Annotated in this window: 18 protein-coding genes and 1 other RNA gene; 7 read left to right on the forward strand and 12 right to left on the reverse strand. The window is 25.4% G+C overall.

All coding sequences use genetic code 11. The features are described 5' to 3' along the window. Positions 1–80 precede the first annotated feature (80 nt). Complete coding sequence (locus B5D11_RS00350) at positions 81–569, forward strand: DUF4883 family protein (protein WP_078681060.1); 489 nt, start codon at positions 81–83, stop codon at positions 567–569. Positions 570–625: 56 nt separating this feature from the next. Here B5D11_RS00350 and B5D11_RS00355 read toward each other — a convergent pair whose 3' ends face one another. From B5D11_RS00355 to B5D11_RS00375, 5 genes are all read right to left on the reverse strand, one after another. Then, positions 626–2,029, reverse strand: a complete 1,404-nt coding sequence (locus B5D11_RS00355; protein ID WP_078681061.1) for an aminopeptidase — start codon at positions 2,027–2,029, stop codon at positions 626–628. A gap of 68 nt (positions 2,030–2,097) precedes the next feature. Next, positions 2,098–3,036 carry a magnesium transporter CorA family protein gene (locus B5D11_RS00360; protein WP_078681062.1) on the reverse strand — a complete coding sequence of 313 codons (939 nt, stop codon included), beginning with the start codon at positions 3,034–3,036 and terminating at the stop codon, positions 2,098–2,100. A gap of 110 nt (positions 3,037–3,146) precedes the next feature. Next, positions 3,147–4,052: an HPr(Ser) kinase/phosphatase gene (gene hprK, locus B5D11_RS00365; RefSeq protein ID WP_078681063.1), complete on the reverse strand. Its 906-nt coding sequence runs from the start codon at positions 4,050–4,052 to the stop codon at positions 3,147–3,149. 36 nt (positions 4,053–4,088) lie between these two features. Next, complete coding sequence (locus tag B5D11_RS00370) at positions 4,089–4,256, reverse strand: DUF896 domain-containing protein (RefSeq protein WP_078681064.1); 168 nt, start codon at positions 4,254–4,256, stop codon at positions 4,089–4,091. A gap of 98 nt (positions 4,257–4,354) precedes the next feature. Next, a complete protein-coding gene (locus B5D11_RS00375; protein WP_078681065.1) occupies positions 4,355–5,410 on the reverse strand; it encodes an FAD:protein FMN transferase in 1,056 nt (351 codons plus the stop codon). 243 nt (positions 5,411–5,653) lie between these two features. Between B5D11_RS00375 and B5D11_RS00380 the strand changes: the two genes are divergently transcribed. From B5D11_RS00380 to B5D11_RS00400, 5 genes are all read left to right on the forward strand, one after another. Next, complete coding sequence (locus tag B5D11_RS00380; protein ID WP_078681066.1) at positions 5,654–7,558, forward strand: FAD-dependent oxidoreductase; 1,905 nt, start codon at positions 5,654–5,656, stop codon at positions 7,556–7,558. A 26-nt stretch (positions 7,559–7,584) separates the two neighbouring features. After that, positions 7,585–7,965, forward strand: coding sequence for a NusG domain II-containing protein (locus B5D11_RS00385; RefSeq protein WP_078681067.1), 381 nt, complete (start codon positions 7,585–7,587; stop codon positions 7,963–7,965). An 11-nt stretch (positions 7,966–7,976) separates the two neighbouring features. Next, complete coding sequence (locus tag B5D11_RS00390; protein WP_078681068.1) at positions 7,977–8,519, forward strand: Gx transporter family protein; 543 nt, start codon at positions 7,977–7,979, stop codon at positions 8,517–8,519. Then, positions 8,520–9,485, forward strand: a complete 966-nt coding sequence (locus B5D11_RS00395; RefSeq protein ID WP_078681069.1) for a polyprenyl synthetase family protein — start codon at positions 8,520–8,522, stop codon at positions 9,483–9,485. A 273-nt stretch (positions 9,486–9,758) separates the two neighbouring features. Continuing rightward, positions 9,759–9,929, forward strand: a complete 171-nt coding sequence (locus B5D11_RS00400) for an aspartyl-phosphate phosphatase Spo0E family protein (protein ID WP_078681070.1) — start codon at positions 9,759–9,761, stop codon at positions 9,927–9,929. A gap of 77 nt (positions 9,930–10,006) precedes the next feature. Here the strand turns inward: B5D11_RS00400 and ssrS are convergent. The 3 genes from ssrS to helD form a co-directional block, all read right to left on the reverse strand. Further along, positions 10,007–10,186: non-coding RNA, 6S RNA (gene ssrS / locus B5D11_RS00405), on the reverse strand. A 75-nt stretch (positions 10,187–10,261) separates the two neighbouring features. Further along, positions 10,262–10,663 (reverse strand): hypothetical protein, encoded by a 402-nt coding sequence (locus B5D11_RS00410; protein ID WP_078681071.1) that lies wholly within the window; start codon positions 10,661–10,663, stop codon positions 10,262–10,264. A 218-nt stretch (positions 10,664–10,881) separates the two neighbouring features. Beyond that, a complete protein-coding gene (gene helD, locus B5D11_RS00415; RefSeq protein WP_078681072.1) occupies positions 10,882–13,173 on the reverse strand; it encodes an RNA polymerase recycling motor HelD in 2,292 nt (763 codons plus the stop codon). A 506-nt stretch (positions 13,174–13,679) separates the two neighbouring features. Between helD and B5D11_RS00420 the strand changes: the two genes are divergently transcribed. Continuing rightward, the gene (locus B5D11_RS00420; protein ID WP_078681073.1) at positions 13,680–14,819 is read left to right on the forward strand and encodes an aldo/keto reductase; all 1,140 of its coding nucleotides are present in this window, start codon (positions 13,680–13,682) and stop codon (positions 14,817–14,819) included. A 94-nt stretch (positions 14,820–14,913) separates the two neighbouring features. Here B5D11_RS00420 and B5D11_RS00425 read toward each other — a convergent pair whose 3' ends face one another. From B5D11_RS00425 to B5D11_RS00440, 4 genes are all read right to left on the reverse strand, one after another. After that, positions 14,914–15,444: an ECF transporter S component gene (locus B5D11_RS00425; RefSeq protein ID WP_078681074.1), complete on the reverse strand. Its 531-nt coding sequence runs from the start codon at positions 15,442–15,444 to the stop codon at positions 14,914–14,916. A 96-nt stretch (positions 15,445–15,540) separates the two neighbouring features. Next, positions 15,541–16,005 carry a peptide deformylase gene (def, locus tag B5D11_RS00430; protein WP_078681075.1) on the reverse strand — a complete coding sequence of 155 codons (465 nt, stop codon included), beginning with the start codon at positions 16,003–16,005 and terminating at the stop codon, positions 15,541–15,543. Positions 16,006–16,035: 30 nt separating this feature from the next. Beyond that, the gene (locus tag B5D11_RS00435; protein ID WP_078681076.1) at positions 16,036–17,736 is read right to left on the reverse strand and encodes a B12-binding domain-containing radical SAM protein; all 1,701 of its coding nucleotides are present in this window, start codon (positions 17,734–17,736) and stop codon (positions 16,036–16,038) included. Next, a complete protein-coding gene (locus tag B5D11_RS00440) occupies positions 17,654–18,298 on the reverse strand; it encodes a class I SAM-dependent methyltransferase (RefSeq protein ID WP_228201950.1) in 645 nt (214 codons plus the stop codon). The genes B5D11_RS00435 and B5D11_RS00440 overlap by 83 nt, the downstream gene beginning before the upstream one ends. Positions 18,299–18,351 lie beyond the last annotated feature (53 nt).

Raw genomic sequence — 18,351 nt, forward strand, 5'->3', positions numbered from 1 at the left:
TTAATATTAAAATTCAAAGTAATAATAATAAAATTTTATACATAAATTATTTTTAGAATATGAAATATTAAGGTGAGGTAATGAAAAAAAAATATTTATACATAGTCATACTATTAATACCTCTTTTTGTAACAAGTTGTACAATTAAACTTGGAAATTATACTATTAACAATTTTAATGTAAGTAAAAAAAAGGCTAATAATTATTATTATACCAATAATTTATTAAAAAACTTAAAGATGGAATCTTCTTTTAAAATTAATGTTTTAGATACAAATTTTTATAAAGAAAAGGAACTTTCACAAGAAGATATTGAAATAATAAAAAATTTTAGTAAATCTTTAAAAATTTCAAATTTTATAGAAAAGCCTAAAGAACTTCCTGAAAAGCCTTCTTATAAATTGTTTATTACATTTAAAAAAGAAAAATATATCATAAATGTATATAATGAAAAATATTTATCTGTTTATCCTTGGGATGGTATTTATCCAATGGATTATATAGATATGGAAGGAATTCAAGCCCATTATAACCTTTTTAGTCTATGTAAGTATTTAATGGAAAAATAAATTTAAGCCTTAGCAGTTTATATTGCCTAAGGCTTAAATTTATTTTTTATGGTTTTTTATGCTTCTTTTAAAAATGCGTAATACGCCTTTACAGCTTCATATATGTCTGCTTTGCTTGCAACTTCCCAAGGTGCATGCATATTTTGAAGAGCAACTCCACAATCTATTACCTGCATATTATATTCAGCAAGTATATAAGCTATAGTACCGCCGCCACCTTGATCTACCTTACCAAGTTCCGCTGTCTGCCAAACAACTCCATGTTTTTCCATAATACTTCTAAGTTCTGCAATAAATTCAGGATTAGCATCATTTGAACCTGATTTACCTCTTGATCCTGTATATTTATTAAACACTATTCCTTTACCAAAATAAGCAGTATTTTTCTTTTCCATTACAGATGGGAAATTAGGATCATAAGCAGCACTAACATCTGAAGATAACATCTTTGAATTTGCAAGAGTTCTTTTTAATTTTAAACTACTATATTCACCACGAAGTTCCATAAGTTCACTTACTGTATTTTCAAAAAATTTAGAATGCATTCCAGTAGCTCCAACACTCCCTATTTCTTCTTTATCAACAAATAATGCTACACAAGTTTTATCTGTATTTTCAATCTTTAAAAGTGCTTCAAAAGAAGTATATGCACAAACTCTATCGTCATGTCCATATGCCATTATCATACTTCTGTCTAATCCATAATCTCTAGCAGCACCAGCTGGCACTACTTCAAGTTCTGCTGATACAAAATCTTCTTCAACTATACCATATTTATCATTTAATAATTTAAGAATATTTGCTTTAACTCTTTCTTTAACATCTTTATCTTCAATTGGAATACTACCAATTAAAATATTTAAATCTTCACCTTCTATAGCTTTGTCAAGTTTTTTTTGAAGCTGATCAGAAGATAAATGTATTAAAAGATCAGATATGCCTACTACAGGATCTCCTTCATCTTCGCCAATTACTACATTTACAAAAGTCCCATCTTTTTTTACAAATACACCATGAATTGCAAGAGGAATTGCAACCCACTGATACTTTTTAATTCCTCCATAATAATGTGTTTCAAGCATAGCTAGATCTGTATCTTCATAAAGAGGATTTTGTTTTAAATCAAGTCTTGGTGAATCAACGTGTGCTCCTAATATTTTAAGTCCTTTTTCAAAAGGTTCTGTCCCTATAACAAATAAAGCCAAAGTTTTATTCATATTGTTTGCATATACCTTATCTCCTGGCTTTAATTTCACATTTTCTTTAATTAGTGTTTCTATATTTTTATATCCAGCCTTTTCTGCTTCCTCTATAAAATAGCTTACACATTCTCTTTCAGTTTTACATCTTGACATGAAATTTTTATATTTTTCACCTAAAGAAAATACTTTATTTAAATCATCTTTTGAATATCTTTCCCAAGCATATTCATATTTTTTAGTTAAATCATTTTTAACCATATTGTGCCTCCTTTACATATAAATATATATTTATATTATCAAATTAAAAATATATTTTCAAATTTACTTTATAACCATCTTTTTTTTCTAAATAAATAAAAAAGTATTCCTGAAATAAATCCCATTATAGAAATTATTATATAATATCCATTTTTTAATTTCATAAAAGGAAGGTTATCAAAATTCATTCCATACATACTTGTTATTAAATTGAGTGGTAAAAAAATAGATGCTATAAGGGTAAATGCCTTCATAAGTTCATTAGTTTTATTAGATATTTCAGATTCAAAAGTTTCTCTAACTAACGCCAAATCTGTAACTAAGCTTTCAAGAGAAAGCATAAGTTTTTCAATTTTAATATTTAAATCTTTAAAATATTTTAAATTTTCATCTTCAATTATATAATTTTCATTACTTATTAGGCCATCTCCTATATATCTTAATGGATTTAAATATTTTCTTATTTTATAAACTTGCCTTCTTAAATGTATAAGTTCATCTATTTGTTCCTGTTTTAAACTTTTTAAAATATTTATTTCTATTCTATCAGCATATTCTTCTAATGAAGATATAACATGATAGTTTCTCAATATTATTCTATCAAGAATATAATATAAAACAATTGAAGGATAAGGCCTATCTTTTAATAAAAAAACATTTTTAAGCCTTTTTATGTCATTTAGCAAATCTTCTATTATACTTAATTCTTCTTTATAAACAGTTATAATATAATCTTTGCTTAAAAAAATATTTAATTCTTTAGATATAACTTCATCGTTATAGTATTGAAGTATATTAAATACTATAAATATATATCCAGAAAAAAAATTTAATTTAGGGAACTGATCTAAATTAATACATTCGTTAAGTGCTTCTTCATCTAAAATGAACATATTTTTTATTTTATAAATTTCATCTGCTTTTAAAAGTATCCAGTATCTGCTCTTTTCAATTTTAAGGTTTTCTTTAACTTCTTTAAAATTATTTGATATATCAAAAACATACATAAGCTCACCTGCCAGCAAATTCTAAATTTATTATCTACAAGAGCTCATGTAATTATTCTAAATAATTTTACTTGGGAAGTCTCATAAGTTTACATTAAACCTTAATGTATTTATTTACCTAAACCAATTCTTTTATTTATAGTATCTACTGGAGTAACTTTTGAATTTAAGCTGTATCTATAATTAGCAGCTACGGCTTCGATTATAACAGCTAAATTTCTTCCTGGTCTTATTGGAAGAACCATTTTTCTTACTGGCACATTTAAAATATCAATATAATCTTGATCTATACCTAATCTATCATAATCTTCATCATTTTTCCATTGTTCTAAATAAATAACCATATTTATAGTTTTTTCTGTAAGAACAGAACTTAACCCATAAAGTGCAGGCACATCTATTATTCCCATGCCTCTAACTTCCATCATTCCTGAAGTTATATAAGGTGCTCTTCCCTTTAAAATTCCATCTATTTCTTTTATGTCAACAGCATCATCTGCTACTAATCTATGACCTCTTTTAATAAGTTCTAAAGCAGTCTCACTTTTACCTATACCACTTTCACCTGTTATAAGTATTCCTATTCCATATACATCAACAAGCACTCCATGCATTCTAGTTTCTGGAGCTAACTTATCATCAAGATAATTTGTCATTTTGCTTATAAAGCGAGTAGTTATGCTATTTGTTCTAAGTACCCATCTATTATTTTCTTCAGCTGATTTAATAAATTCATCATGAGGCTCTAATCCTCTACTTATTATTACACAAGGCGTTTCAAATTGAAAAAATTTTTTTAGTCTTTTTTTTCTAAGTTCTGGTTGCATAGCATCTAAAAAGCTCCACTCTGCCATACCAACTATCTGTACTCTCTCATTTGCAAAATAATTGTAAAACCCAGAAAATTGAAGTCCTGGTCTATTTGTATCACTTAATGTTATTTCTTTATTGGGCTTACCTTGAACTATCACTTCAAGTTTCAAATCTTCTATTAAATTCTCTATTGTTACTCCCATACTGCTCACCCTTAATTTGTTAAATTTATTATTATTTTATTTTTTCTCTATCATATCAAGTTGTGCCTTAAAATTTCTTTTTACATTATCTATGTATTTTTGTCTTAAAATCTTTTGCTCTTGTTTTTCTTCATCTGAAAGTCCAATTTCTTGACTTTTTTTATATAGATAATTTATTCTTTTTACTAATTCATAAGCATTCATAATTTTCACCTCATAACTTTGCTGTTTTATATCTTTATATATAGGATTTACTTTTATAACATTCCTAATTACATTATATAACTATTAATTCAATAATTCTATTTTAATTCTAAAATTTCAAAATTTGTATCTGTAAGTTTAAAATTATCCTTAATTCCTTTAGTTATAAATATTTTATTATCTTTAGTTATAAATATAGCGTCAACATTATTCATTTTTTCAATAAATTCAATACCTTTTTTTACCCCTAATGCAAATACTTTTGAAAGTCCATCACCATCTACTGATTTATTGGTAATTATAGTAACACTTAAAAGATTATTATCTATAGGATATCCTGTATCTTTATCTAATATATGATGATATATTTTATCTCCAACCTTTATATATCTTTCATATATACCAGAAGTAACAACAGTTTGATTAGATACTTTTACAGTACCTACATAATTTCCTCTTTGTGAAAATGGATGTTGAATTCCTATAGTCCAAGGCTGTCCATCAGGTCTTCCTCCTAAAGTCATAACATTGCCTCCTAAATTTACTATTGCATGTTCAACTCCATTCTCTTTTAATATTTTTACAGCTTCATCGGCTGCATATCCTTTAGCAATGCCTCCTAAATCGAGCATCATGCCCTTTTGTTTTAACATAACTTTTTTTTCATTTTCATTTAAAACAACATTTTTATAATTTACTAAAGGAAGTTTTGATTTTATTTCTTCATCACTTGGAATTCTAGCTTTAGATGCGTTATCAAAACTTATATTCCAAAGCTTAACTAACGGTCCTATAGTTATATCAAACTTTTCATATAAACTGCTAAAATATAGTCCTTTTTTTATTACTTCAAAAGTATCCTCAGATACTTTAACATAATCTATTCCTGAATTATTATTTATATCAATAACTTCACTTTTTTCTTTATTTATACTCATTTTATTTTCTATATCTTTTAATCTATCAAAAACTTGGGTAAAAGTGCTATCGGATATATGATCGTATAATTTTATAGTACATGGAGTACCTAGTATTATTTCTGTCTTTTCTACCGGTTCAAATGTATTTTTTGCACATCCTGATAAATTGAAAGTTAAAACTGTAACTATAATAAAATTTACAATTAAATTATTTGATTTCTTTATATTTTTCATATCTATTCCTCCATTTTTCAAGATGTTATCACTAATGGTTTTCATTGTCAATATATTATTAAATATCATATTGAAAATGAATTTTTTTAATAAATTTATAGATATTTTTATTTTTCTTTGTTAAATTTATAATTTACTTATTATTTTTCATAGACATAATATATATTTTTGTATAAAATATATATATAGATATTTTACACTTTATTAAAATATTATCAAACTTGAGGAGGTCTAATATTAAAAATGGAAGATACAACAAAAATAGTCATACTCGGTACAGGGTATGCAGGAATTCATTCTGCTAAATTACTCCATAAAAAATTTAAAAAAAATACTAATGTAGAAATTACATTGATCGGTAAAGATCCTTATCATACATTAATGACTGAACTTCATGAAGTTGCTGGTGGAAGAGTTGAAGAAGATAGCGTAAAAATAAGTTTAAAAAGAATATTCAGTGGGAAAAGAGTTAATGTAGTTCTAGATGAAATAAAATCAATTGATTTTAAAACTCAAAAGCTAAAATCTGAAGATAATACTTACGATTACGATTATCTTATTTTAGGTGCTGGAAGTGAACCTGCATTCTTTGGCGTTCCAGGTGTTGAAGAAAATGGATTTACAGTTTGGTCTTTAGAAGATGCATTAAAAATAAGAGAACATATTGAAAATATGTTTAGAAAAGCAGCTAAAGAAAAAAATGCTGATAAAAGAAAAAAAATGCTTACTTTCGTTGTAGCTGGAGCAGGTTTTACAGGTGTTGAAACTATTGGTGAATTAATAGAATGGAAAAAAACTCTTTGCAAAAAATACGATATAGATGAAAAAGAAGTAAATCTTATATTGGTTGAAGCATTAGATAAAATACTTCCTATATTAAATGATAAACTTATAACTAAATCAGAAAAATATCTGTTAAAAAAAAGAGTAGAAGTTTTAAAGAGTTCTCCAATTATAAGTGTAGATAAAGATTTTATAACTTTAAAAAATGGAAGACAAATTCAAACAAATACTCTCATTTGGACATGCGGTGTTCAAGCAAGTAAATTTGCGGCAAATTTAGGTCTTAAAACTGGAAGAGCTGGTAGAATTGTAACTAATGAATATATGCAATCTGTTGATTATAAAAATGTATATGTAGTTGGTGATAATTCATATTTGGAAGAGAACGGAAAAGGACTTCCTCAAATAGTTGAAACTGCTCTTCAAACATCTGAAACAGCTGTTTATAATATAATTTCTGATATGGAAAACAAAGAAAAGAAGTCTCATAAATCAAATTATCATGGACTTATGGTTTCTATAGGAAGCAGATATGCAGTGGCATCTTTAGCTGGCATATCAATGTCTGGTTTCTTTGCAATGCTTATGAAACATTTAGTAAATTTACATTATTTATTTGGAGTTGCTGGCGTAAACGCAGTTTGTGCTTATTTAAATCATGAATTTTTTCATGTTAAAGAAAGACGTAACATACTTGGAGGTCATGCTTCAATAAAATCACATTCTTTTTGGCTTTTCCCACTAAGATTATATGTAGGTGTAATGTGGTTATTAGAGGGGCTTAAAAAATTTTTTGGAGAATCTTATTGGAATACTGCTACATCAAGCTTTAAAAATTTAACTAATTTATTTAAAGGAATTGGTGATGATAGCTGGCTTAAAGCAGGAAATATAAAAATGCCTTTTGAATGGCTAACTGCCGCAAGTACTTCCGGAGCTTCTGCAACAGCTGAAGCTGCAAGCAGTGCTTCTGCAACAGCTGGAGCAGCAGCATGGCCTACTCCTATAATCTCTAAAATGCCAGGTTTCTATAAAGCAATAATGAAATTTTTAATACCTACTCCTGAAATTGCCATTTGGTTCCAAAGAATTGTTGTATTTGTAGAAATAGGTATGGGACTTGCATTACTTGCTGGATTATTTACATTTATTGCTAGTGCAGTTTCTGCATTCATGGTTGTAAATTTTATATTATCAGCTATGGCTGGCTGGGATATATTATGGTATTTCTTTAGCTCCATTGCACTAATGGGTGGTGCTGGCCGAGTTTTAGGTCTTGATTATTATATAATGCCAAAATTAAAAAAGCTTTGGAATAAAACTTCCATTGCTAAAAAAACTTATTTATATTTAGAAAATATGTAAATAATATTAAGAAACGGGGAATCTTTATGAAACTTAAACCATTAGATATAATAATTATAATAATATTAATAATTATAGCATTAGGTTCCTCTGCAATTCCATTTATAAATTCTAATAAAAATTATAATAATAAATATGTTGAAATTGAATTAAAGGGGAAGCTTTATAAAAGGCTTCCCCTAGATAATAATATAAATGAGAAAATTGTAGTAGAAAGTGATTTAGGCAAAAATATTGTAGAAATTTCAAATGGAAAAGTTAGGATAATTGATTCAGACTGTCCAGATAAAATATGTATACAAGATGGTGCTATAAGTACTCCTGGCAGTATGCTAGTATGCTTGCCTCACAAGTTAGTAGTTCAAATTAAAGGAGAAAATGAAGAAGCTGATGAATTGTCCTTTTAATGGAGGTTTACATGAAAAAAATAAATAAGATGACATTTATATCTGTACTTGTAGCTCAAGCTCTTATTTTATATTTAGTTGAAGGAATGATGCCTATACCATTTATAGCACCTGGTGCAAAACTTGGTCTTTCAAATATTATAACTGTTATCTGTTTATATCTTTTTACACTCAAAGATGCTTTTTTAGTAATGATATTAAGAATAATTCTTTCTACTTTTTTTGCTGGTTCAATGTCTAGTTTATTATATAGTATTGCTGGTGGAGTTTTTAGCACTTTATCAATGTATTTTATAAAAAAAATTGGTAAAGAATATATAAGTATTATAGGTGTAAGTATAACTGGAGCTTTTTTTCATAATTTAGGTCAAATTATTATTGCTGCATTAGTTATCCATAATACTAATATAATTATATATCTTCCTATTCTTTCTGTAGCTGGAATAGGAACTGGTTTTTTTGTTGGTATAACTTCTAGATATTTAATGTTATATATTAAAAAACTACCTTTTTATCCGACTATAAAAAATAATAAATCTTTTAAGGGTGATTAAATGAATAAATTTTGGGATAAATATCCCTCTCTTAAGGCAGATCTTGAATATGTACTAGAAATAATGAAATCAAATGTAAAGAATCGAGAAAAAGTTATTGAAGAAGCATTGCTTGATTTAATAAATTCTGGTGGTAAGTTATTAAGACCAGGTTTTTTATTAATATCCTCTGGTTTTGGAAATTATGAAAGAGATAAAATATGTAACTTAGCTGCTGTAATAGAAATGCTTCATATGGCAACTTTAGTACATGATGATATTATAGATGATGCAAGAACAAGAAGGGGTAGAGAAACTATTCAATCAAAATATGGTAAAGATTATGCTGTTTTTATGGGTGATATACTATTTGCTAAATGTTTTATGTCATTATCAGTTAACGCCTCTACAGATAATATGAAATTACTTTCTAATGTAATTTTTGATATATGTACTGGAGAAATAGAACAATTTTCTTCTCGTTATTCTCAAAACTTAAGCATAAAAAAATATTTAAAAAGAATATCTGCAAAAACTGCCGCTTTATTTTCCTTAAGTTTTTATATTGGTTCATATGAAAGCGGATGTAGTGGAGAGCTTGTAAAAATTTTATCCAAAATAGGTTATGACATAGGAATGGCTTTTCAAATAATAGATGATATATTAGATTATAATGGAGATCCTAAGTATGTTGGTAAACCATTAGGTAATGATCTTAAAGAAGGAGTATTTACCATTCCCTTAATTTATGCTTTTAAAACAGACAAGCACAAATTAGAACCTATTCTTTCAAAAGATAAGTATACTGATTCTGATATACAAAAAATTATTAATATTACTAAAGAATTAGGTGGAATAGATAAGGCAAGAGATTTAGCTAAAAAATATACTTTAAGAGCTTTTAATAAAATTAATTCTCTTCCTAATTGTGAAAGTAAAAATATTTTATATGATGTTACTAATAAACTTTTATGGAGAAATTATTAAAAAGGTAGATATTATATTATATCTACCTTTTTAATATTCCAAAAAATTTCTGACTTTTTTCGTCATTTACAGTTATTTACATGTCGCTTTTATCAATATGTTAAGATATATTGGTAATAAATGTATTTTATTTTGTTTATATAAATTAGGTAAAAGATAGTGATTTATGTAGTTTTTTTAGTTAATTTGACTTTTAAAGAGTATTCCGTTATTTAAAAAAACTGGTACAATATAAATACATAGACATAATATAAATGAAATGAGGTTGTTTATATGGAGCTACAGATTCAAATATTATCTAAAAAAATAGATAATCTAAGATCTATCCTATATGGTTTAATAAGCAGCAACAATCTAACAGATAAATCTGTAGTAAAATGCAGTCAGCAATTAGATAAACTTCTAGTAGAATATGAAATTTGCAAAAAAAATTATTATACTTAAAAATGCTGCTTAAAATTTAATTATATTGTAAAAAAAACCGCAAGTTTAAAACCTGCGGTTTTTTTATTATCTTTTAAATATATCCCAACATGCCGTACAGCTTATTAGTTCATACCCGCACTCTCGCAGGTGGGTTAAGCTCATTTATATTCTGTCTTCTTCCTATTTTGGAAGCATGACATCCTATAAAATTGTTGCAAATCCCTTAATATTACTGTGGTTGAACCTTATAAGCGCCACGCACATCTCAGGAATTGAATTAGTGTAATTTTATTTTATCACATTATAATTTTTTTTCAATATTTAATTTAAGTAAATATTTTTATCACTACTTAAATTTCTATATTTTCTATTACTTCTTCAATTGTTATAGCTTTATTTTTAGGGAAAAATACCGCCAAAAATTCGCTATAATCATAATTTTCTTTTTCTATTTCGTATGAAACAAACTGAGCTTCTATATCAAGCTCTTCCATTATTTCTTCTATGTATTGACCAACCTCATCTATAGCATAATCATTTAAGTATGGTATAAAAAATTCTTCATACCATATATCTCCCTCTTCTTCATCTTCACTTTCATCATTTGCATAAGATTTTGCCGCATTTATGACATCATCATCAAAATCATAATAAAAGCTAACTACTAAAACGTCTTTTTCTTTGTAATCAATAATATTAATATCATTAATATTATACTCTTCTAATTTTTTTAATATATTGTCTTTATTCATTTTTATACTCCTTCTGTTAAATTGTTATTAATTAATACATAATATGATTAAACTGTAATGAGCTATAAATTAACTTTCATAATATAATTTATAATAATTAAAAATTTATATTTTATTATTATATAACTATTCAATTCTTAATAACATATTTTTCTAAAATAATTATAATATATATTATTTATTTTAGAAATTAAATTAATATACTAAAATAAATAATATTATTCAATTAGTTTTGATTTTTCTCCATTAAAAAATATATACTGAATATGTAAAGCTCTAGTAAGTGCTACATAAAGAAGTTTTTTATCTAATTTTTCTACTTTATAATTAGTATCATTACAATTATATATAATACTGCAATCAAACTCCAATCCTTTAACCATATATACTGGTATTATTATTTTATCTAAATTTAATGTCTTATCTGTATCTTTTACAAGTTTCCAATCAAATATGCTGTATTTTTTTAAAATGTCTTTTATAACTTTGCATTCTTCATAAGTTCTTCCTATAATAGCAATACTATTTTTACCTATTTCTTTTACTTCTTTAACTATATCATCAACTTTATTTGCAAATTCACTTTTTAGTTGAAATTTTATAATTTCAGGTTTTTTACCATGTCTTAAAACAGGCATAGCAGGTTTTAAATTATTTTCTTGTTTTTCTAATACTTTATTTGCAAATTCAATTATTTCCACCGTAGATCTATAACTTTGAGTTAAAGGGATATATACCGCATCTTTTTCAAAAACATCATCTATTAGTTTTTCCCAATTATCAATTCCTTTATAATAATATATTCCCTGACCTATATCTCCTACAATAGTTAAAGAATTATTTAAAACCATATTTTTTAATATATATAACTGAAAAGGACTATAATCTTGAGCTTCATCTACAACTATATGTTTAAATTTATATTTAGGCGGTATCCCCTCTATTTTAAATTTTAAATACAACATAGCTGCTAGATCATCACTATCTATAATTCCTTTTTCTAAATTATTATAAAATTCATCAATAATATATTTAACAAGCTTTTCTGGAATTTTTCCTCCACTTACCTCATTTAATATTTGATTATTATTAAATAGATTTATATATAATTTAGCGGTATCTATTTCCTTCCAATCGTTAAAATATTTTTCAAAGTTTTCTTTAGCTTTTTTAGTAATTTCTTTTTTTCTAAAATCTCTTTCATCATATATCTCTATAAGTTTTTTTCTTCTCTCATCGCTTTCTTCCATTGTTTTTTTTATCCTTGCAATCATATATTCATAAGAAAAATCAATTTTATCTAAGATACTTTTTATTTTATCATTAATTTTAAGATTAAAATATCTTTTAATTTCATCTTTTCTTTTGTTTATTGGAAGGTGTTTCATATCTTTTTCGTACAATCTTTTTATTTCACTACTTTCAAAAAGTATGTAATCTTCTACAGTAATATCTTTTACATTTATATCTTTTATCTCTAAATATCTTATATATCTGTCCATCATAGTTTTAAAAAACATTGTTCCTTTAAGCTTACTGCTATTTGTTATATATTTAATATTTTCTTCTTTCTTTTCTTCTAGAACTTGAGATAATTTTTTATCTTTTGTATAAATTTTAGCTTTGAAATTTAATATTTCTAAACTTATCTCTTCAAAAGTTTTTTGTTTTACTTTTTCTACACCTAAATTAGGTAGTACCTCAGATATATAATCTAAAAAAAGCTTATTTGGAGCTATAACTAAAATTTCTTTACCTGAAAGCTTATCCTTATATTTATAAAGAAGATATGCTAATCTATGTAATGCTATAGTTGTTTTACCTGAGCCTGCAGATCCTTGAACTATAACAGCGGTATTTTTATCTGCTCTTATTATATTATTTTGCTCCTTTTGTATAGTAGCTACAACTTCTTTTAATTTACTGCTTACACTTTCTTCTAAGTTTATTTTTAAAAATTCATCTACTAATGCCTTTCCTTCTTCTCCTCCTGAGTTTAAAATAATTTCATTTATTCCTTCATCATAAGCATCTATAAGACAACTATTTTTAATTAAAAATTTTCTTTTAAGTTTTAACTCTCCATTAATTATACCTACGGGAGCTTTATAATAAACTTCCCCTTGAGTACCACTATAATATAAATCTGCAATAGGTGCTCTCCAATCTATTACAACCTCTTCTCCCGTTTTACTATCACCAAGCCCAAATTTTCCAATATAGAAACTTTCATTTTCTTTTCTATATTCTCTAAAATCAATTCTTGCAAAATAAGGAGCCTTTTTTGCCTCATTATAATTTTTAAGATTTTTATGAGTTATTTCATATAGCTTTTGAGTTGTTTCTAACTCTTCATTATATTTTCCTTTTGCTTGTTTTTTTAGTGCTGCAATTTTATTTTGAAGTTCAATATCATTATTTTCTATTAATTTTATTTCACTTTCCAACCATTTTTTTGTATTATCAAATTTATTCTTTTCAAACTGAAATTCTTTTTCTTCAATAGACATAATATCCACACATCCTTAATGTATTACACATAGTATATAATTTTATATTTAATGCAAATATTTGTCAATATAAATAAAGTTGTAGTTTTAGTAAGTTTAAACATAGTTATGGTGATATTATTGTTAAAAATAGAAAAATTTTTATATACATATTTTTATAAAACGGATTTTAATATATAATAATTGTATAAAATAAATTGTTTATTAGATATCCAAGGGTTCAAAATCTGATGTAACCGTTTGATGAAATAATAGTCCTTTCTTATAAGAATAAAAATATTCTATGCTCTTGTTATTATTTTACTAAACTATACATAGTTTTTATCATGAATATCTATAATTATAAATTTATTATATGCTTAAACCATAATAAATGTAAATTAACTTGAACTATACACTTTGTATAATATTTAAAAATTTACATTTATTTATATCCAATTAATAATTCTTAATAAAAATACTTTTGTGGAATAATCCACTATATTTATTTAAAGGAGATGTTTGCATTGCAATATAGAAAATTTGGTAAATTTGATTTTAAAGTATCTTCACTAGGATTTGGCTGTATGAGACTTCCTTATTTAAACGGAGATGATGGCAATATTGATGAAAAAGAAGCAATTAGACTTATACGATATTCAATAGATAATGGTGTAAATTACATAGACACTGCTTACCCTTATCATAAGGGTAATAGTGAAATCATAGTTGGTAAAGCTCTAAAGGATGGTTATAGAGATAAGGTAAATCTTGCAACTAAATGTCCTGTTTGGCTTGTAGAAAAATATGAAGATTTCCATAAATATTTAGATAATCAGCTTGAGAAACTTCAAACCGATCATATAGATATGTATCTTCTTCATGCTCTTTCAAAGGAAAGATGGGAAAAATTAAAAGAATTAAATGTATTTAAATTCCTTGAAGAAGCTGTAATTAGTGGTAAAATTAAACATCCTGGTTTTTCTTTTCACGATGAACTTCCTGTATTTAAAGAAATTGTAGATTCTTATGATTGGGATTTTTGTCAAATTCAATATAATTATATGGATACAAATTATCAAGCAGGCACAGAAGGTCTTAAATATGCAGCATCAAAGGGTATGGCTGTAATAATTATGGAACCTTTAAAAGGAGGTAAACTTGCGAAAAATCCACCTAAAGAGGTTCAAGATATTTGGAATAAAGCTCCAATAAAAAGAAGTCCTGCTGATTGGGCCCTTAGATGGATATGGAACCATGAAGAAGTAACTGCTATTTTAAGTGGTATGGGAGAAATAGAGCAAGTAATTGAAAATATAAATATTGCCGAAAATTCTCTCCCAAACTCTATGAATTCTTATGAATTAAATTTAGTTAATGAAGCTAAAAACATGTACAATAAACTTATTAAAGTAGATTGTACTGGCTGCAACTATTGTATGCCATGTCCTTTTGGAGTAAATATTCCTAAAAATTTTGCTCTTTATAATGAATCTTCTATGTATAATGATATAAAAGGTTATTCATTTGCTTATAACAATTCTCTATCTAAAGAAGCTAAAGCAAATAACTGCCAAGAATGTGGATTATGTGAAACAAAATGTCCTCAAAATATATCTATAAGAGAACATCTTAAAGAAGTTCATTCAACATTAAATCAAGTATAATATTTTATTCTAAAATTTTATTTGGTAGATTATTTTTGTAATTATAAAAACATCCCATAAATTAGTAACTATATGGGATGTTTTTAATTTTTTACTATGCTTTTTCTTTTATCAATTTATTATTGCTAGCTTTAGATAAAGATTTTGAAAGAGCCCATGATATAAGTCCATCTACCGTATGATGAAGAATAGAACCTACTAAAACTGTAATTATTAAAAAATTAGCTAAGCTTCCAGTATATTTAACTTCTGCACCTAATGCAACAAATACAAATACTACCATAGCTTCTAAAATTCCATGTACAGGTGCTGTAAAAAATACTACTTTGGGAAATGAAACATTCTTTTGTATAAGCAACGCGCCCATTAATCCTACAAATGAATGCATTAATGCCCTTAGTCCTACTAAAGGTCCTTTTGTCATAAAGAAACCTAATGCGGAACCAATTCCTGTAATTACTGCAGCTTGAGGCCCTAAAAACATAGATAAAAACATAGGTACATGCGATGTAATTGTTGCTGTAAATGGACCTATAACCACAGTCATAAACCCAAAAACAAAAGGAATTATCATAGCCCAAGCTGTTAAAAGTGCTGTATAAGTTAATTTTTTTATATCTTTCATATTATAACCTCCATATGCTAATGTATATACACTAGTATATGGCATATAAAAGCATTTGTAAATACTAATTTTTACGGAAATACAAGTAAAAATTAGTTATTCTTCTATTTTGTATATTTTTTTTGCTCTGTCAATATATAATATTCCATCTAAATGATCTATTTCATGGCAAAAAGCTTTTGCCAAAAGTCCATCAGCAAAGTACTCTACATTTTCTCCATCAGCATTTAATCCTGTAACTTTTACCTTTTTAGGTCTTATAACTTTGCCTTCATATCCTGGATAGCTTAAACATCCTTCTATGCTTTCTTCTCTTCCTATCTTAGATGTTATAACAGGATTTATAAGTATAATAGGTTCCCCTTCTTCTCTTAAATCTATAAAAATTATCCTTTTCAATATTCCAATTTGAGGTGCTGCAAGCCCTATACCTGTAGTACTATAGAGAGTATCTTTTAAATCTTTTATTATGCTTATTATTTCTTCATCTATTTTATCAACTCTTTTGCTTACTCTTTTTAATGTTTTATCTCCAAATTTTAATATGTTTCTAACTGCCATTTTTACCTCCTAATTTCTCAATAAATATTTTTATAGTAAATTTTCATTATATACTAACTCTGTAATATCTAATATGTTATCAGGATTATCTTCATCAAAAATTAAATAATAATTTCCTTTAATTAATTTATTATCATATAAAAATTTAAATATATCTATATGAAAAATTTCCAAATGATAATTATAAAATGGTATTTTAATAGTATTGTTTTTTTGTTCTATTTTTAATTTTTTTTCTAATTTTTTATTAAAATATCTTGTTAAAAATTCAGGAATCCATTTTTTCCTATTATACTTTAAATATTCAAATTTAATAATTTCTTTTAAAACTTCATTATCTTCTTTAAGAACTTCACTATTAAATTCTAAAAAAACTTTGTAATAATCTACTGAAGATAAATTTCTTTTAAAATATCCTTTGTTATTGAAAAATTCGCCCAAATTTGAATAAAAATCAAAAGGAGTTTTAAATTTAGGTATAAAATAATTAATAATACTTTTAAATTTTTGAGAATTAAAATATTTATCAACTATTTCTTCAGTTCTTTTTAAAATCTGAATTTCATCATAACTTATATCTCTAGTTTTAAGCACTTCATAAGGAGGATATGGTGAATATGTTATTCCCCACATTTCTGCTTCTTCTTTCATTAAGGATCCCTTTAATACTTTCAAAAAACCAAGCTGTATTTCATCTGGATATATACTGTATAAATCATTAAAAGATTTTTTAAAGGATTCAAAATTCTCTCCTGGAAGACCAGCTATTAAATCTAAATGCTGCTTTATACTTCCAATTTTTTTTATTTCTAAAACTTGATTTTTTATTTTTTCAAATTTAACATATCTATTAATATTCTTTAATACATTATCATTTGTTGTTTGAACTCCTATTTCAAATTGAAATCTTCCTTTAGGTGCTTTTTTTAACAAATTTATCTGCTTATCATTTAAAATATCTGCAGAAATTTCAAAATGAAAAGTAGTGTTTGTATCTAAATTTATCAAATAATTCCAAATTTCCATAGAAAATTCTCTGCTGCAATTAAAAGTCCTATCTACAAATTTTACAAGTTTCACCTTTTTATCAATGAAAAATTTAAGTTCTTTTTTTACTCTTTCTATATTTAAAAATCTTACCCCACGAATAGTTGATGAAAGACAATATTTACAATTAAAAGGACATCCTCTTGATGATTCATAATAAACTATTTTGTTATTTAAATCCATATCATCATCATAAGAAAATATAAGTTTATTTATATCCATAAGATTTCTTTTCCCGCCATATATAACATTGTTCCCATATTTTGTATACAATCCTTTAATATTAAAAATTTCTTTTTTATTTATAATATTATATACAAATTCTCTAAAAGTTTCTTCTCCTTCACCTTCTATTAAATAATCTCCTGGATTATTTTCTAAAAAACTTTTACTCTCATAAGATACTTCAGGTCCCCCATATAAAATTTTAATATTTTTATCAATTAATTTTATAAGGTCTGCAATTTTTAATACATACTCTAAATTCCATATATAACAAGAAAAAGCCGCTATATCAGGCTTTTCATCTAAAATTTCTCTAAGTATTCTCTCTAATCTATCATTTATAGAAAACTCCATAATTTTACAGTCATAATCTAAATCATTTGTATATGCCTTTAAATATCTTATTGCTAAATTTATGTGAATAAACTTTGAATTTATTCCTATAAGAGCTATCTTCATTTTCTTTGCTTCCCTTCTCTATATCTATTGATGTTTTTTTATTATTCTTTTTTTGACATCTTATATAGTATATATTATCAGAAGTCTTTAAATCAATTATTTTAAAATATTTTTCTAATACTTTTATAACAGTTTCTTTGGAATTATCTTTAAAAATATTAAAATCTGAAATATTAATCTCTTTTATTATTTTGTCTGAAACAAGTACTTTTATTTTAGCATTAAAAATTTTAGAGTATCCCTTATCTATATCCCATATATATAAAGTTCCATTTTCTTTTAAATATTCACTTACATCTTTTATAAAACTATTTTTATTAAACCATATTTGGCTTAAAGAAAATAACATTATACAGCTATCGTAACTGTTTTTTTCAATAAAATCTTTTTCTTCTTTACCGTGTATATATTCTATGGAAGCCTCGTCATTATATTTTTTATAAAGATTATATATTATTCCATAATTATCTATTCCTATATCAAGCACATTTCCTGTAAATACTTCCTGTTGCATATTTATAAATAAATTTTTTTTATTACTACTATTAAAATCTAATTTCATACACTCTCCCACCTTTTTTCATATAATATGAATTATTCTACAAATAAAAAATA

The sequence above is a fragment of the Clostridium sp. USBA 49 genome (assembly GCF_900167505.1).
GTDB classification, from domain to species: Bacteria; Bacillota; Clostridia; order Clostridiales; family Clostridiaceae; genus Clostridium_AT; species Clostridium_AT prolinivorans.

What these genes read in the sequence shown, in the direction of transcription:
- B5D11_RS00395 (WP_078681069.1), top strand. Translation starts at nt 8,520, where the DNA reads ATGAATAAATTTTGGGATAAATATCCCTCTCTTAAGGCAGATCTTGAA.
- B5D11_RS00435 (WP_078681076.1), bottom strand. Translation starts at nt 17,736, where the DNA reads ATGAAGATAGCTCTTATAGGAATAAATTCAAAGTTTATTCACATAAAT.
- B5D11_RS00390 (WP_078681068.1), top strand. Translation starts at nt 7,977, where the DNA reads ATGAAAAAAATAAATAAGATGACATTTATATCTGTACTTGTAGCTCAA.
- hprK (WP_078681063.1), bottom strand. Translation starts at nt 4,052, where the DNA reads ATGGGAGTAACAATAGAGAATTTAATAGAAGATTTGAAACTTGAAGTG.
- B5D11_RS00410 (WP_078681071.1), bottom strand. Translation starts at nt 10,663, where the DNA reads ATGAATAAAGACAATATATTAAAAAAATTAGAAGAGTATAATATTAAT.
- helD (WP_078681072.1), bottom strand. Translation starts at nt 13,173, where the DNA reads ATGTCTATTGAAGAAAAAGAATTTCAGTTTGAAAAGAATAAATTTGAT.
- B5D11_RS00355 (WP_078681061.1), bottom strand. Translation starts at nt 2,029, where the DNA reads ATGGTTAAAAATGATTTAACTAAAAAATATGAATATGCTTGGGAAAGA.
- B5D11_RS00385 (WP_078681067.1), top strand. Translation starts at nt 7,585, where the DNA reads ATGAAACTTAAACCATTAGATATAATAATTATAATAATATTAATAATT.
- B5D11_RS00375 (WP_078681065.1), bottom strand. Translation starts at nt 5,410, where the DNA reads ATGAAAAATATAAAGAAATCAAATAATTTAATTGTAAATTTTATTATA.
- B5D11_RS00400 (WP_078681070.1), top strand. Translation starts at nt 9,759, where the DNA reads ATGGAGCTACAGATTCAAATATTATCTAAAAAAATAGATAATCTAAGA.
- B5D11_RS00360 (WP_078681062.1), bottom strand. Translation starts at nt 3,036, where the DNA reads ATGTATGTTTTTGATATATCAAATAATTTTAAAGAAGTTAAAGAAAAC.
- B5D11_RS00370 (WP_078681064.1), bottom strand. Translation starts at nt 4,256, where the DNA reads ATGAATGCTTATGAATTAGTAAAAAGAATAAATTATCTATATAAAAAA.
- B5D11_RS00440 (WP_228201950.1), bottom strand. Translation starts at nt 18,298, where the DNA reads ATGAAATTAGATTTTAATAGTAGTAATAAAAAAAATTTATTTATAAAT.
- def (WP_078681075.1), bottom strand. Translation starts at nt 16,005, where the DNA reads ATGGCAGTTAGAAACATATTAAAATTTGGAGATAAAACATTAAAAAGA.
- B5D11_RS00380 (WP_078681066.1), top strand. Translation starts at nt 5,654, where the DNA reads ATGGAAGATACAACAAAAATAGTCATACTCGGTACAGGGTATGCAGGA.
- B5D11_RS00425 (WP_078681074.1), bottom strand. Translation starts at nt 15,444, where the DNA reads ATGAAAGATATAAAAAAATTAACTTATACAGCACTTTTAACAGCTTGG.
- B5D11_RS00350 (WP_078681060.1), top strand. Translation starts at nt 81, where the DNA reads ATGAAAAAAAAATATTTATACATAGTCATACTATTAATACCTCTTTTT.